This window comes from Chryseobacterium joostei (assembly GCF_003815775.1).
Classification (GTDB): domain Bacteria; phylum Bacteroidota; class Bacteroidia; order Flavobacteriales; family Weeksellaceae; genus Chryseobacterium; species Chryseobacterium joostei.
Genome location: NZ_CP033926.1, coordinates 1,589,268 through 1,604,987, shown reverse-complemented (window position 1 = coordinate 1,604,987; position 15,720 = coordinate 1,589,268). Strand labels below are relative to the sequence as shown.

Here is a 15,720-nt window from a genome sequence, read left to right as displayed (position 1 = left end):
AAAAAGCAGGTCCTAAAAATGAAACCTGCTTTACAACATTTCTACAAATTAATTTCCGTCTTCATGATATCAACTTCTTGTTTAGATTATTTCAACGTAAACTTCACTTTTGTTTTAATGGCATCTGAAGAATTTCCGATCAATGCTTCAAAATCTCCAGGTTCTGCAATCCAATCGTGTTTTCCGGCATCAAAATAACTTAATGCTGTTTTATCGATTTTAAAAGTTACTTCTTTCTGTTCACCGGGGTTTAAATATACTTTTTCAAACCCTTTCAGTTCCTTTGCAGGACGGGGAACGGATGATTTTAAATCACTGATATAAAGTTGAGCAACTTCAGCACCGGCTTTCTTTCCTGTATTTTTAACCGTCACGGTAAAGGTGATGGTGTCATTTTGTGACAAGGTTACTTTATTCGCTTTTGCTTTCCCAAATTCAAAGGTTGTATAGCTCAAACCGTGTCCGAAACTGAAAAGAGGCTTAATGTTTTTGGTATCATGCCAACGGTATCCTACAAAAACACCTTCATTATAGGTGATATTGATTGGGTTTTTCTGATCTTTTCCTTTTCCTGCAGCAAATTCTTCTTTATTTCCCGGGTATTCCCCAAGTTGATGAGCTGAATTGTCTTCCAGTTTTACCGGAAATGTAAACGGAAGCTTTCCTGATGGATTGGCATCTCCTGCTAAAACAGAAGCGATGGAGTTTCCGGCCTCAGAACCCAGATACCAAGATTGTAAAACAGTTGGAACTTCTTTGATCCAAGGCATAGCTACAGCATTTCCTGAAACTAAAACCACTGCAAGGTTTTTATTCGCTTTTGCAAGAGCTGTAATAACGTTATCCTGATTGTAAGGTAAACCATAGCTTTTTCTGTCGTTCCCTTCGCTGTCCTGGAAGTCTGCCTTGTTGAGTCCACCCACAAAAATTACATAGTCAGATTTTTTTGCTAATTCTACAGCCTCATTCAATAGTTCAGCTTCAGAACGGGTGTCTTTTAGATCCTGTCCGGATTTTACCCCGTTATATTCTCCTCCAATATCTCCTACATAGCCTCTTGCATATTGTACATCGGCTTGTTTTCCGAATCTGGATTTAATGCCGTCTAAAGGAAGCGTTTCATATTTTACTTTCAATGATGATGAACCACCACCTACAGTCATTATTTTAATGGCATTTTCACCAATAACGGCAATTTTTTTAGCCTTGTTGATGTCTATAGGAAGTACATTTCCCTGATTTTTAAGCAAAACAATTCCCTCTTCTCCAATTTCCTTTGCTACTGCCTTATGTTCTTCAGAAGCTACATTCCCGAAAGGTTTGTTTCTGTTCATTGTGGTTTTGTAGGCAAGACGGAGTAATCGTGTTACTTTATCGTCCAATTCTGTAGTTCCTACTTTTCCTGCTTTAATTAAATCGAGATAAGGTTTTGCCAGATAATAATTATCGTAGGCATTTTTTGTTCCGGCAGAAAGACCGTTTGTCCAGCTTCCAAATTCAAGATCCAACCCGTTATGAATAGCTTGTTCGGTATTATTTACAGCACCCCAGTCGGAAACCACTACGCCTTTGTAATTCCATTCTTTCTTTAAGATATCATTCAAAAGATATTGGTTCTGGCTGGCATATTGACCTTTATAAAGATCATAAGCTCCCATGATTGTCCAGGAATCGCCTTCAGTTACTGCTGCTTTGAAAGGTGGAAGATAAATTTCATAAAGCGTTCTGTCATCCACATTTACATTGCTGGTATGGCGGAACATTTCCTGATTATTTAATGCAAAATGCTTTACAGAAGTTGCCACCCCGTTAGATTGTACCCCTTTGATGTAAGGAACTACCATTTTTGAGGTCAAATAAGGATCTTCACCCATGTATTCGAAGTTTCTTCCGTTTAAAGGAGTTCTGTAGATGTTAACTCCAGGTCCTAAAAGAATATCTTTTTTTCTATAACGGGCTTCTTCTCCTAATGCCTTACCGTAGTTCCATGACATGTTCTTATTCCATGTAGCGGATAGAGCGGTTAGGGCAGGGTAGGCGATAATGGAGTCATTAGTCCATCCGGCTTGGTCCCATTCGTCCCACATTACTTCAGGGCGCACCCCATGAGGCCCATCTGTAGTCCAGAATTCAGGAATTCCTAATCTTGGAACACCTGGCGAGCTGAACTTTGATTGTGCATGAAGCATAGCTACTTTCTCTTCCAGTGTCATTCTGGAAAGGGCATCTTGAATACGCTGTTCTACCGGTTTAGATTCATCTAAATAAACGGGTAAAGTATTGTTCTGGGCCATATAAGAAACAGAAATAAAGGTGAATAAACTTACAATGGCGGTTTTCTTTAACATATTGCCTTTTTATTGGATTAAAGCAAAAATAAAGAAAATTTTTATATTATCTCAAATTGAGAAAATAAATTTTTACCGTAAAAAAAACTGTCTACAGATTTGTTGACAGTTTATTTTTATTAGAAATGAAGAAATTACTTTTTAATATTTAAGTTTTTAATTCTAAAACTTAAATTCCCTCGCACTTTAATTCCATCCTTTTACAGCACCTCCTTTAAATACTTCCAGTGCTTTCTTTTCTACTTCTTCTGACTGAAAAGCTTTTACAAAGGTCTTTACTTTCTGGCTGTTTTTATTATCCTGTCTCGTCACAATAAGATTTACATAGGGAGAGTCTTTATCCTCTTTAAAAATACCCTGTTTTTCCGAATCCAATCCAGCCTGGGCAGCGAAATTATTGTTGATAATACCTACCACAACATCTCTGTCATCCAAAACTCTAGGGATCTGTGCCCCCTCAATCTCCATGATTTTCAATTGCCTTGGGTTCTCTGTGATATCAGTAACTTTTGGCAGTAATCCAATACCGTCTTTTAATTTCAGTAAACCATTTTTCTGCAATAAAAGCAATGAACGTCCACCATTGGTAGGGTCGTTGGGAATAACGATGGTGCTTCCGTTCTGCAATTGGCTGATATTTTGAATTTTTTTCGAATAGGCAACGATAGGGTATACAAAGGTATTTCCTACAACAGCAAGATTATATCCTCTTTGCTTGGACTGCTCTGTCAAATAAGGAAGATGCTGGAAAGCATTGGCATCAATATCACCATTGGTTAAGGCTTCATTAGGAACCACATAATCATTGAAGGGAATAAGTTCCACTTCAAGGTTATATTTTTCCTTGGCTACTTTTTTAGCAACCTCAGCTACTTCCTGCTCTGGTCCGTAGGTAATTCCTACTCTGATAAAGTTAGGATCATCCTTTCTTCCTGAACAGGCACTAAAAAGTAATGCTCCGGCTGCTAATAATCCTATGATTTTTATTTTTTTCATTCTGAATTTTATTTTAAAGGTGAAAATGCTAAAAAGCAACTTGGTAAATAAGTAGAATTTATCTTATTTATACACACAGTTTCAAAGCTCTTCTCTCAAGAATTTTCAAACTTATCTATGGTCAAATTTCTTAGACAATCGGTCTCCCATAAACTGGATGATAAATACCAAAAGAACCAGTAATACCAAGACAGTGTTCATAATCACAATATCATACCCAATGTAACCATATTGATATCCAACCTGTCCCAATCCACCGGCTCCTACAGCACCACCCATTGCAGAATAGCCTACCAAAGTGATTAAAGTGATGGTGGCATTATTAATTAATGATGGGAGCGCTTCCGGAAGCAATACCTTTTTGATAATCTGAAATGGTGAAGCACCCAAGGCTCTGGCTGTTTCTATCAGCCCATGAGGAACCTCAATAAGACTGTTTTCTACCAATCTTGCAATAAAAGGAGCTGCTCCCACACTTAATGGAACCAATGCCGCATTTACCCCAATGGACGTTCCTGCCAAAATCCTTGTAAAAGGAATCATCCATACAATTAAGATAATGAATGGGATGGCACGAAAAATATTAACCAAAATAGATAAAGTCCTGTGATAGGCTACATTTTCAAGCAGTTGTCCTTTTCTTGTTAAAAACAAGAGAATTCCCACCGGAAGACCTAAAACAAAACCAAAAAAACCGGACACAAATGTCATATAAACCGTTTCCCAGGTTCCTTTTGCCAAAAGGGCAATTACCGTATCACTAAGCATATCCTTTTACTGTATTTTGAATTTTATTTTGATTAAAATAATAGATGGCCTGCTGGTTTTTCTCAGCTTCTCCCTGAAGTTGCAGCAATAGTTTTCCAAAGTTGGAGTTTCCAAAATATTCTACATCCGCTTTCAAAAGTTTGTAAGGGATTTTGTATTCATTATATAAAGTTGAAAGAAGTTGTTCAACACTTATGTTTTCGTTAAGTTCTATTTCAACCAGCGGAAATAAACCATCCTGTGGCTCTTTCTGCAGTCTGTTACTGAGTTCCTGTGGCAGGGTCATGATGTCTGAATTTATAAATTGTTGAATCACCGGATTTTTTCTATCCGAAATGATCTCACTTAAAGTTCCTTTTGCTAATAATTTTCCTTGGTCTATAACGGCAACGTGATTACAAACAGCCTTTATAACATCCATTTCATGGGTAATCAGAAGAATGGTTATACCAAGTCTTTGATTAATATCCTTTAGCAATTGTAAAATAGATTGTGTAGTCACTGGGTCAAGTGCACTTGTTGCTTCATCACAAAGTAAGAGGTGAGGATCGTTGGCTAATGCTCTTGCAATCGCTACTCTTTGTTTTTGACCTCCCGAAAGACTTCTGGGATAATCTTGGGCTTTATCTTCAAGGCCTACAATTTTCAGTAATTCGTTGACTTTCTTATTAATTTGATCCTTGCTGAGACGATCCAGCTCCAAAGGAAGCGCTATATTATCAAAAACAGTTCTTGAAGAAAGAAGATTAAAGTGCTGGAAGATCATTCCTATTTTTTTACGTTCCTCAGCCAATTGTTTAGAACTTAATTGGGTAAAGTCTCTTCCATTAATAATTACCTGTCCTTCATCTGGTCTTTCCAATAGGTTTACGGTACGGATCAGTGTACTTTTTCCTGCACCGGAAAACCCGATAATTCCTACGATATCCCCTTTATCTATAGTAAGACTCACCTGATCCAGTGCCTTGAAAGACTGTTTTTTCTGGTGGAATGTTTTTGATATGTTTCTGATTTCTATCATTCTGATGTTTATCTTTTTAAATAGGCTGATATCGCTTGCCTGTCCTGTTAAATAATCTTCTAACTCGTCTGATTTTGACCTTTGACCGTTTTGAAAGTTTGAAATACTTGGTGACATTAGTCAGAAGTACTCCCAGCAATATGACTGCCAAACCATAGAGCTGGCCGCCATTTATGCTCTGGTTGGCCACAATCCATCCAGCAATAACTGTAACAATAGGGTTAATGTAGGTATGGGTGCTTACCAATGCAGCGGGCTTCACGGACAAGAGCCAAATGTACGACAAATAAGCGACTATAGATCCAAAGAAGATCAAAAACAGGACTCCCAACCATGCTGATAATGGGATTGCTGAAACCGAAAAACCGTTCCATTCCTTTCTAAATAAAGCAATAACAAAAGAGGCTGCTCCTGCTACAATAAGTTGTTGCGCAATATTCATAAATGTAGATTGTGAAGCAGGATTTTTCTTAGAATATAAAGACCCTAAAACCCATGCAATAGAACTAAGGGCCAATACTACAAATGCCGTGATACGAATTTGGCCGTTGGCTACTGCATGTGCTGCACTTGAATTCACACTTCCTTTTAAGAATAGGATTAATCCTGCAAATCCAATAGCCAGCCCAATCGGAATGAACTTATCTGAAAAATAATATTTCCAGTTTTTTCTGTCGATGGCAATAAACCAAAACGGACCGGTAGCGATGGAAATAGCTGCCTCCGAAGCGGTCACATATTGCTCCCCCCAAGCCACAAGACCTGTTCCTCCAGTAAGGATAAGTACCCCCGTGATTGCGTTTTTCTTCCAATTAATGAGAGAGTTTGGCTTTTCTCCTTTGGATAGGAGGTACCCAATCATCAGAATTCCTGCTACCAGAAATCTCAGCCCCGAAAGAATGAATGGCGGAAAACCTTTTAAGCCAAATGAAATAGCTAAAAACGTAATTCCCCATATTACATAGATGTTTGTAAATGCCAGTGGTATCAGCCATCTGTTTTTAGAATTGCTCATTTTGTAATTTTTTAATGTATAAATTGTTGAAATGAAAAAGGCCCTACACGTGGTAGAGCCTTTAAAAATATGTCATATAAAAGTAAGGTCATCCACGAAGTTCTTTATGTATAGGCATACAATTACACATCATCATTATTTTGATGGTATGTTTCTTTATTGTATTATTCTTAGTATTTGGTTTCATTTTTTTGCTTTTCCCTAAATCCTGTTGCAAATATAGAACATATATTTCTATTAGTCCATTAAAATTATAGACTTTTTGCTATGTTTTTTATTTGTTAAATTTAACAATCAGTAAATCAGTTTTTTATGAGTATTTTAATTTTTATTAATATTCAAAAAATAGCTTAGAATTATATTTTATACAATTTTTTTATCATGATTAAAATTGAATATTAGGGTTTTTATACAAAACAGATTGCAATTATTGATGAAATAAGTACCATAAAACTCTTGATTAATGTGAAATTTCATTTTTAAGTCTTTAAATTGTCAGTCCTCATCCCATAACCAAGTTTGCAAAGTCAAAAAAAATCCCGATTTTTGCAGTCTTTCAATAATCCCGAGTTCATGAAATTATGTATTGCCGAAAAACCCAGTGTTGCCAGAGATATCGCTAAAGTATTAGGGGCTACCACATCCAAGCAGGGCTATATGGAGGGGAACGGATACTGTGTGACATGGACGTTTGGACATCTCTGTACCCTGAAAGAACCTCACGACTACGGTCCCCAGTACAAACCCTGGAACCTGTTTTTGCTTCCTATTATTCCCAGCAGCTTTGGAATAAAGCTGATCCCGAATAAAGGCGTTGAAAATCAGTTTAAAGTAATTGAAAGGCTAGTGGAAGAATGTGATGAGGTCATCAACTGCGGGGATGCCGGGCAGGAAGGAGAACTCATTCAGCGTTGGGTTTTGCAAAAGGCAAAATGCAACAAGCCTATTCAACGTTTATGGATTTCGTCATTGACGGAAGAAGCAATCAAGGAGGGTTTTGCAAGCTTAAAGCCTGCGGAAGATTATAAAAATCTTTATCTGGCCGGAAATGCAAGGGCAATAGGAGACTGGTTACTGGGAATCAATGCTACAAGGCTTTTTACAAAGAAATTTGGAGGGAATAAAGTAGTCCTTTCCATTGGAAGGGTACAAACCCCGACCTTGGCGATGTTGGTGCAGCGTCAGAAAGAAATTGATGCCTTTACCACAGAAGAGTATTGGGAGCTTAAAACAAAATACCGTGACGTTATTTTCAATGCTGCTATTGACAGGTTGAAAACATTGGAACGGGCAGAAAAAGGACTGGAATATCTTAAAGAAAATATTTTTGAGATTGTTTCCTTTGAAATCAAAGAAGGAAAAGAGAAAAATCCAAGGCTTTTTGACTTAACGGGACTTCAGGTAGAAGCCAACAAAAAATATGGATATTCAGCGGAAAACACGTTGAATTATATTCAAAGTCTTTACGAAAAGAAGCATGTAACCTATCCGCGTGTTGATACCACTTACTTATCAGAAAGTCTTTATCCGAAGATTGAAGGAATTCTTAGAAAAATGAGCTTTTATCAGGACCTGATCTCTCCATTACTGGAAGCACCAATTCCTAAATCAAAAGCTGTTTTTGATGATGCAAAAGTAACGGATCACCATGCTATTATTCCTACAGAAGTTCCACCATCTCAAAACCTGAGCAGGGAAGAAAAACTGATCTACGATTTAATTGCGAAGCGTTTTATTTCTGTGTTTTATCCGGAATGTAAGATTTCCAATACATTGGTGGAGGCCAAGGTAGGAACTATTCCTTTTAAAACAAGTGGTAAGCAGATTTTGGAGCCGGGATGGAGAGCGGTGTATGCTAAAGAACCTAAAGAAGAATCTACCGATAAGGAAAAAGATAAAGAAGAGGAACAGACTATTCCTGAATTCATTGTAGGAGAGTCTGGACCACATGATCCTATGATTCACCAGGGAAAAACTTCGCCACCAAAGCCTTATACTGAAGCAACACTGCTTAGGGCAATGGAAACGGCTGGAAAGCAGGTAGAAGATGAAGAATTGCGTGAACTATTGAAGAATAACGGTATCGGAAGACCATCTACCCGTGCGAATATCATCGAAACCCTTTTCAAAAGAAAGTATATTGAAAAGAAAAGAAAAAATCTGATTGCCACTCAAACCGGAATTCAATTGATTGATACCATTGAAGATGAGCTTTTAAAAAGTCCGGAACTAACAGGTGAATGGGAGTCGAAACTTCGTAAAATTGAAAAAGGTGAATACGAAGCCAATCTTTTTAAGGAAGAACTGATTCAGATGGTAACTGAACTTACCAAAAAGGTGGTGGATGGTAAAGGAAAAGTAATTACCCTACAGGAAGAGGAAAAAGAGGAGGTTAAGGAAAAGAAAAAAAGAGAACCCGCTCAGAAGAAAGAGCTTCAGTCCTGGGAAGAAACAAAATGCCCGAAATGTAAAGAACATAATCTGATTAAGGGTAAAACAGCTGTGGGATGTTCTGATTTCAAGAATTGTGGGTTTAAAATTACCTTTGATATTTTCGGGAAAAAACTTTCAGATAAACAACTTTTGGATCTCGTTTTAAAGGGAAAAACTTCAAAGCTAAAAGGATTCAGTACGCATTCTGACGGATTAACGGAAGGAGTTCTTTCTTTAGCAGATGATTTTCAGGTTCAGCTTTCATAAAGAGCATAGGCCACAAAAATATGTGTTGTCTGCTCGGTCATCGAGAGATAACATAAACCTCATGTTTTTTTGAAAACTTACGTTATAAATATCAGAAAACCCGCCATAATTGGCGGGTTTAATTGAATCATTATTGAGATGATATAGTATTAGAATTTGAAAGTGGCTGCAATAGACCATGTTCTTCCAAAACCTAGGAATCCTGTATTACCATTGGCAACACCCTGATACACTCTACCTGTTTCCTGATACGTTTTCCCCGCATCCGGACCATTGGCAATTTTATCACCTGCAAAAATATTGGAGCTTAATTCAGAAATATAATATTTGTTGAATAAGTTGTATACATTAGCTCTTAACGTTAAAGACTTCTTCTGATCAATGATGAACTTGTAAGTAGCACCTACATCAAATAAATTATAGCTTGGTAATTTTACAACTCCTTTTTCTCTTGCAGCTTCAGTAAGGAAGTTGATAGGGTTGAATTGTGCATATAACTTGTCATAATATTCCCAGTTCGCATCAATACTGAAAGCCTTGGTAATATTATAGTCAGCCCCGATGCTTGCTGTTGTTTGTGCAGCATCTCCAACCTTCAGGTCTTTAATGTTAATGATCCCTGTTGCTCCTGCTATTTCCTGATTGTTTTGAACATCAATAATGTTGAAGTTCGCATTTCCTTTGTACTTCCAGTTCCCTAAAGATAGCATTCCTCTCAATCTAAGGTTAGAGAAAGGTCTTGCTTTTGTTTCCAATTCAACACCTTGGTGAACCTGACCAACATTTAAGGCATTATAGTAATAAGCATTTCCAAGCTTCAGTTGAGAGAAGTTGGCAACATCTGCAGCACCTGCATTGAATGTTCTTGAAATAAATCTGTCATCCCACTGCGTTCTGTATGCATTAATATTAACATCGATATAACGGGATTTGAAACCATATCCTAGCTCCATAGAGAAGATTCTTTCATTCTTCGCATCGTTATAAATGTTTTGATTGGAAGGGAATAAAGCATTGAATAATGGCTGTCTTGAAATAACCCCTGTATTGAAAAATACATTATGATGCTGGTCTATGTTATAGTTGGCGCCCCCTTTTACAATATACCCCGTTTTATGGTACCATTTGGTTTCCTGATTTCCGGGAGTATACAGCATATAGTCTTTTCTCTTGTAATACTGTTCAGAAACTGACCCTTGAATAGATGCACTTAACTTCTCAGTGCTATATTCTACCATTCCGTATACACCAGCCCATTTTACTAAACCTTCGTTGTGGATAGACACTTTCTGAGCATCATTAAGCTTTGAAAGCGGTTCTGGCTTTACAGTTTGGTTAATATAATATCCTTTTGGAGCATTCGCTGTATTAGGAACAAATAAGGCATCCGATCCTAACATATCAGTAACAATATCATAAAGGGATCCCTTGTAAGTTTTAAGGTCAAGACCTCCGTTAAAGGTCCAGTTATTTTTTTTGTAATTAAGATCTGCAATTACACCATACCAGTCGTGGGAATTAATGCTTTGCTTTCTTACAATACCAGTGGTTCCGTTTAATGTACTTACATATCGTCCGTTATAGTCAGCTGGAGAACCTGCAGGAGCAGTAAACGCTCCTTTCTGGAAATTATTTCCATTGTAATCTGTTACCAGACCTCCTTGGTTATAACGATAAATCATATCCCAGTTGATGGTACCATCTCCGGCTGGTCCATAATTCATGAAGTTCATGGTTTGTCCGCCAGCATTTTTAATGGAACCGTTAAGTCCGGTACCACCTCCACCACGTCCCCAAGAACCATACACTACTGTAGATAATTTCAAGGCATCATTAATATTCCAGTCCCAGTTAAGAGATGCAATTGGCTTATGGTAGAAGTTAGGTGCTAAATTGAATTGAGAACCATTCAGCATTCCTGTTTGTGGATTGTATCTTCTTCCGTACGTTTCAAACTGTTGTAGTGTTGCTACATTGGCTCCCGTTGCAGAAGATCTTCTCGTGTCGTGTACCTGAGGTGCTCCGGTTGCAATTAGATTGAATGCATGTTTTTCATTCGGCTTAAATCCGGTGGAGAAAAACCAAGAGTAACCTTCACCCTTTGTACCGTTGATGTAACCATCACCTTGCCAACGAGAAAGCAATACCGTTGTTGCCCATTTATTTTTTAAACCCGAAGAGTACATAGCAGATAATCTGGAGTAGTTATCGTTACCCACTTCTCCCTTTATCATTGCTTTTTGCTCAGAATCGGTAGCCTTGGTTACAATATTGATGGTTCCTCCTACAGATGGAACTACAAATTTAGAAGCTCCCAGACCTCTCTGAATCTGAATCGTACTTGCAATGTCTGCCAATCCGGTCCAGTTAGACCAGTAAACAGTACCTCCCTGCATGTCATTAACAGGTTGTCCATTGATGATTACCGCAATGTTGGCACCATCAAAACCCCTCATGTTAATTCTACTGTCTCCAAATCCACCACCTACTTTGGTAACGTACACCGATGGGGTAGACTTCATAATTTCAGGAAATTCTCTATTTCCCAATTTCTCCTGAATTTCAGCTGCCTTAATAGTGGAAACTGCAACAGGTGTCTTTCTTTCTTTGGCTGTTTGGGAAAGGTTTCTACCCACCAACATCACCTCATCAATAGATTTGGATTTTTCTAATGAATCCTTTGTACTCTGGCCGTAATATAATGCGGCAGTAGGTAATACAAGCGCTATAAGTAGTCGCTTTTTAAAAATAATGCTCATGAAATAAACTAGCGTGTTTGATTTTAAGGCTGCAAAGATGGATATTTATTTCTTAATAGAGTGTTAAATCTTAGGTGATGGATTTCATGAATAACGCAGACTGGCATTGGCATTCATTCTTTTGATGATATTAAATTATATTAAAATTATCATTTACAGTTTGTTAAAGTGAAAAATAAGGTAAAAAGGAATTTTTTAGAATAGATTACAAACAGGTTAATTATATTTTTTCTATTTAAAAATTAGGGCATTTATGCTATCAATTTTACACATTAATTTGAAAATTTATGATTCTTCAATGAATAAAAGTGCAATTATCTAAACAACTTTTCATACCACCCATTGATATCTGTTTTGATATCCTCATGGTATTTGCATAAAATGTGCGCTAGTTCCAGTTCTGATCTTTCAGATTTATAAGTATTCAGGGTAAGAAATCCGAAAAAATTTCCGTCTTGGTCTACAATAACCGGAGGATATGAGGCATAGCTGCTCCAGGGAGAGTAGGTACTGTATGAACTCCCATAATTTCCGTAGGTATTCCAGATCGATTTTGAGCTGTATACATTTCCATAATCACTATACTTGTTCCAGATGGAGTTTTTATCAAAAGTATCACAGTTTAAACATCCCAAATATTGATCCTGATCTGCCCCTCCGTATAAGTTCAGGGTTTGTGCCTGAAATGTACAATATGCCAGAAAACTAAAGAAAAGAAATGTCTTTTTGAAATCCATGAAATAATCTCTTTATCACAAAGCTAATCTTTTTTGAAATTTTTGCAGTAAAAATTTATTGATTATTCATTTTTGAGTCTTTAAATTCTTTAGTTTTTAAATCAATCTTTAAATTTACACTTAAATTAAAAAAGCAATGACCCCAGAGAAAAGAAAACTCGTTACAGACAGTTTCAACCGTTCAGAAATTCTGAAATTTTACAAGGCAGAACTATTGGAAGTGGAAACTGATTTCGTATCCATCAAAATCCCCAAAATGGAAATGATGACCAGAAAAGCAGGAATGTTTAATGGAGCAATGATTGCCTCTTTGGTAGATGTTTCCTCGGGATATGCGGCTGTGAGCCATTATGCAGAAGATTGCTACGTGGTAACTGTTGAGTTAAAGGTAAACTATCTTCGTCCGGCAATGGGGGACGCCCTGGTTTCTAAGTCCTACGTCATCAAAGGTGGAACGAAAATCAGTGTGATAAGAACTGAGATCTATGTTCGGAATGAAAGTTCAGAATCGGAGAGCCATGTGGCAACGTCGCTGGTGACCATGATGAAAATAAGATAACAATGTAGGTTAAGTAAAATATTCCTTAAAATAAAGAGTTTTAATGAAATCTTTTTATCCGAAATGGAATGGCTTTTGCTCCATACACCCCATAACTATTAAAAAAAATAAGAAATGAATTTAATTATCCGATTGTTTGTAACTGCAATAGTTGCCTATCTTTTAACTAAAATTTTACCGGGAGTACATTTTGAAGGGTTTTCAACGGCAATTATATTTGCTATTGTACTTGGGGTTTTAAACATATTTGTAAAACCTATTCTAAGCCTTTTCGGACTTCCGCTTACCATTCTTACATTAGGATTCTTTGCTTTGGTAATTAACGCCGGGATTATTCTGATTGCCGATTACTTTATAGACAGTATGGTGGTAGATGGTTTCTGGTGGGCATTTATCTTTAGTATTCTATTGTCAATTGTTACCTCTCTGGCGAACTCCATGTTCTCTGATGGAGAGTAATTGATTTGAAAATAAAAATAAAAAGCCCGTTGGTATTGTACTGACGGGCTTTTTTGTTGAAAAACAAGAAAGTTTGAGGGGAGTATAAAATATATTGGAATTTGTGAGATGAGAAGCGGTTAGTTCCAGTAAAGATAAATTTACAAGTTTTCTTTATGTGCTATTTTCAATTTCTCATATCAACTTTTCCTACTTTATTTGTCTTCTTTACTATTTTACCATATAATATCAACTTTAGTGTTAATTCTTTCGGTAATTTTTATTTTAAATATTAACTTTGGCAATCTTTGAATTTAATAAAAGGAATTGCTGAAATCTGTAGAATTCATAATTCCGCTAAAAAATGAATATCAACATATGAAACTTAAGTACAGTCTGCTGGCTCTGGCAGCTCCGCTTTTAATGAATGCACAACAAGTAATGACGCCTGAAATTCTTTGGACTTTGAAAAAAGTGGGAGTGCAGGCAGTTTCTCCGGATCAGGCTTCTCTTATCTATAAAGTAGGACAGGTAGATCTGAAAACAGAAAAAACAAAAAACGAGAACTACTTTCTGAATGTTCTTAATAATCAGTCTTCCAAAATTGATTTTGGTAAAAAAAACCTGATTCAATGGGATAAAAACGGAATCTATGCACAAGAGGGAGATAAAATCTATCTTTCAAAAGATGCCGGAAAAACATGGGCTGAGTTCTACACCATTGGTGAAGCTGACAATGTGGTTATTTCTCCTGACGGAAAGAAAATTGCTTTCAGTAAGCAGGTTTTGGTGGAGAAGCTAATGGGTAAGGACAAATACAGTGATACTCCTAAAACTACAGCTCAGGTATATACAGATCTGAACCACAGACACTGGGATTACTTTAATGAAGGGAAATACAACCACGTATTTGTAGTGAACACTTCTGATAAAGTAGAGGTTGCTAAAGATCTGTTAGAGGGTAAAACATGGGATTCTCCGCAAAGACCTTTCGGAGGTGCCGAGGATTTCATCTGGAGTCCGGATTCTGCACAGCTTTTATATGTTACAAAACCTAAAAGCGGTAAGGAGTATGCTACAAGTACCAATACTGATATTTTTGCCTATGATATGGCAACGGGTACCACTAAAAATCTAACGGAAGCTAACAAAGGTTACGATGTTAATCCTAAATTCAGTCCGGATGGCAAATCATTGGTTTGGCAAAGTATGGCCAGAGATGGTTATGAAGCTGACAAAAATGATGTAAAAATCATGGATTGGAAGTCTGGAAAGACAACTAATCTTACTGCAGCTTGGGATGACAGTGTTTCAGGAGATGTACTTTGGGGTGCAGATTCTAAAACGATCTATTTTACAGCAGCGTACAGAGGAACAAAACAGCTTTTCTCATTAGATTCTAAATCTGGAAAGGTACAGCAGATTACTAAAGGTGATTTTGACGTTAACGAGATTTTTACAGATAATAAAACTTCACTTTTAGTAGGAAGAACAGATGTAAACCATGCTACGGAACTTTTCTCTGTAAACCTTAAAAATGGAGAAATGAAGCAGGTTACCGAAGCCAATAAAGATGCTTATGCTAAGCTGGCTCAAGGAAAATCTGAACTTAAAATGGTAAAAACTTCGGATGGTAAAGAAATGGGAGTATGGTTCCATTATCCGCCAAACTTTGATCCGAATAAAAAATATCCAACATTGGTATACTGCCAGGGAGGACCACAGTCTGCATTAACACAATATTTCAGCGTAAGATGGAACTTTGCTTTAATGACAGCAAACGATTACATTGTAGTGGCACCAAACAGAAGAGGTATGCCGGGATGGGGTACAAAATGGAATGAAGAGATTTCAAAAGATTGGGGTGGACAACCTATGAGAGACTACCTTGCGGCAACAGATTATGCAAAAACATTACCGTATGTAGACGGAGAGAGAGTGGCAGCTGTTGGAGCAAGTTACGGAGGATATAGCGTATTTATGCTGGCCGGAATTCATGAAAATAGATTCAAAACATTCATTGCACATGATGGATTATTTGATATGAAATCTTGGTATCTAACAACTGAAGAACTTTGGTTTGCGAACTGGGACATTGGTTCACCATGGGAAAAACCACAGCCAAAAGCTTATACAGAATTTAACCCAAGCAACTTCGTAGAAAAATGGAATAAGCCAATCATGATTGTTCAGGGAGGAATTGATTTCCGTGTACCTTACGAGCAAGGGCAAGAAGCTTTCCAGGCAGCGAAACTAAGAGGATTAAAATCTAAGTTGGTTTATTTCCCGAATGAAAATCACTGGGTACTTCATCCACAAAACGGATTGGTATGGCAGAGAGAATTCTTCGACTGGTTGAAAGAAACTTTATAGGAATTA

Annotated in this window: 11 protein-coding genes; 4 read left to right on the top strand and 7 right to left on the bottom strand. The window is 37.2% G+C overall.

Translation table 11 applies throughout. The features are described from left to right. Window positions 1–86: 86 nt before the first annotated feature. The 5 genes from EG359_RS07355 to EG359_RS07335 all read right to left on the bottom strand — a co-directional run bounded on the left by EG359_RS07355 (window position 87) and on the right by EG359_RS07335 (window position 6,148). A complete protein-coding gene (locus EG359_RS07355; protein ID WP_076352225.1) occupies window positions 87–2,348 on the bottom strand; it encodes a glycoside hydrolase family 3 C-terminal domain-containing protein in 2,262 nt (753 codons plus the stop codon). Between the two features lie 186 nt (window positions 2,349–2,534). Continuing rightward, window positions 2,535–3,344: a methionine ABC transporter substrate-binding lipoprotein MetQ gene (metQ, locus tag EG359_RS07350; protein WP_076352224.1), complete on the bottom strand. Its 810-nt coding sequence runs from the start codon at window positions 3,342–3,344 to the stop codon at window positions 2,535–2,537. A gap of 111 nt (window positions 3,345–3,455) precedes the next feature. Further along, complete coding sequence (gene metI, locus EG359_RS07345; protein WP_076352223.1) at window positions 3,456–4,112, bottom strand: methionine ABC transporter permease MetI; 657 nt, start codon at window positions 4,110–4,112, stop codon at window positions 3,456–3,458. Next, a complete protein-coding gene (locus EG359_RS07340; RefSeq protein ID WP_076352222.1) occupies window positions 4,105–5,133 on the bottom strand; it encodes a methionine ABC transporter ATP-binding protein in 1,029 nt (342 codons plus the stop codon). The genes metI and EG359_RS07340 overlap by 8 nt, the downstream gene beginning before the upstream one ends. A gap of 16 nt (window positions 5,134–5,149) precedes the next feature. After that, window positions 5,150–6,148: an EamA family transporter gene (locus tag EG359_RS07335; RefSeq protein ID WP_076352221.1), complete on the bottom strand. Its 999-nt coding sequence runs from the start codon at window positions 6,146–6,148 to the stop codon at window positions 5,150–5,152. 573 nt (window positions 6,149–6,721) lie between these two features. Here EG359_RS07335 and EG359_RS07330 point away from each other — a divergent pair. Next, complete coding sequence (locus EG359_RS07330; RefSeq protein ID WP_076352220.1) at window positions 6,722–8,848, top strand: type IA DNA topoisomerase; 2,127 nt, start codon at window positions 6,722–6,724, stop codon at window positions 8,846–8,848. 149 nt (window positions 8,849–8,997) lie between these two features. Here the strand turns inward: EG359_RS07330 and EG359_RS07325 are convergent, their stop codons facing one another. Further along, window positions 8,998–11,607, bottom strand: coding sequence for a TonB-dependent receptor (locus tag EG359_RS07325; RefSeq protein WP_076352219.1), 2,610 nt, complete (start codon window positions 11,605–11,607; stop codon window positions 8,998–9,000). Window positions 11,608–11,921: 314 nt separating this feature from the next. Continuing rightward, window positions 11,922–12,344: a hypothetical protein gene (locus tag EG359_RS07320; protein WP_076352218.1), complete on the bottom strand. Its 423-nt coding sequence runs from the start codon at window positions 12,342–12,344 to the stop codon at window positions 11,922–11,924. 136 nt (window positions 12,345–12,480) lie between these two features. Between EG359_RS07320 and EG359_RS07315 the strand changes: the two genes are divergently transcribed. The 3 genes from EG359_RS07315 to EG359_RS07305 all read left to right on the top strand — a co-directional run bounded on the left by EG359_RS07315 (window position 12,481) and on the right by EG359_RS07305 (window position 15,714). Then, window positions 12,481–12,903, top strand: a complete 423-nt coding sequence (locus EG359_RS07315; RefSeq protein ID WP_076352217.1) for a PaaI family thioesterase — start codon at window positions 12,481–12,483, stop codon at window positions 12,901–12,903. 114 nt (window positions 12,904–13,017) lie between these two features. After that, the gene (locus EG359_RS07310; protein ID WP_076352216.1) at window positions 13,018–13,362 is read left to right on the top strand and encodes a phage holin family protein; all 345 of its coding nucleotides are present in this window, start codon (window positions 13,018–13,020) and stop codon (window positions 13,360–13,362) included. 357 nt (window positions 13,363–13,719) lie between these two features. Continuing rightward, on the top strand, window positions 13,720–15,714 hold the full coding sequence (locus EG359_RS07305; RefSeq protein WP_076352741.1) for a S9 family peptidase: 1,995 nt from the start codon (window positions 13,720–13,722) through the stop codon (window positions 15,712–15,714). Window positions 15,715–15,720 lie beyond the last annotated feature (6 nt).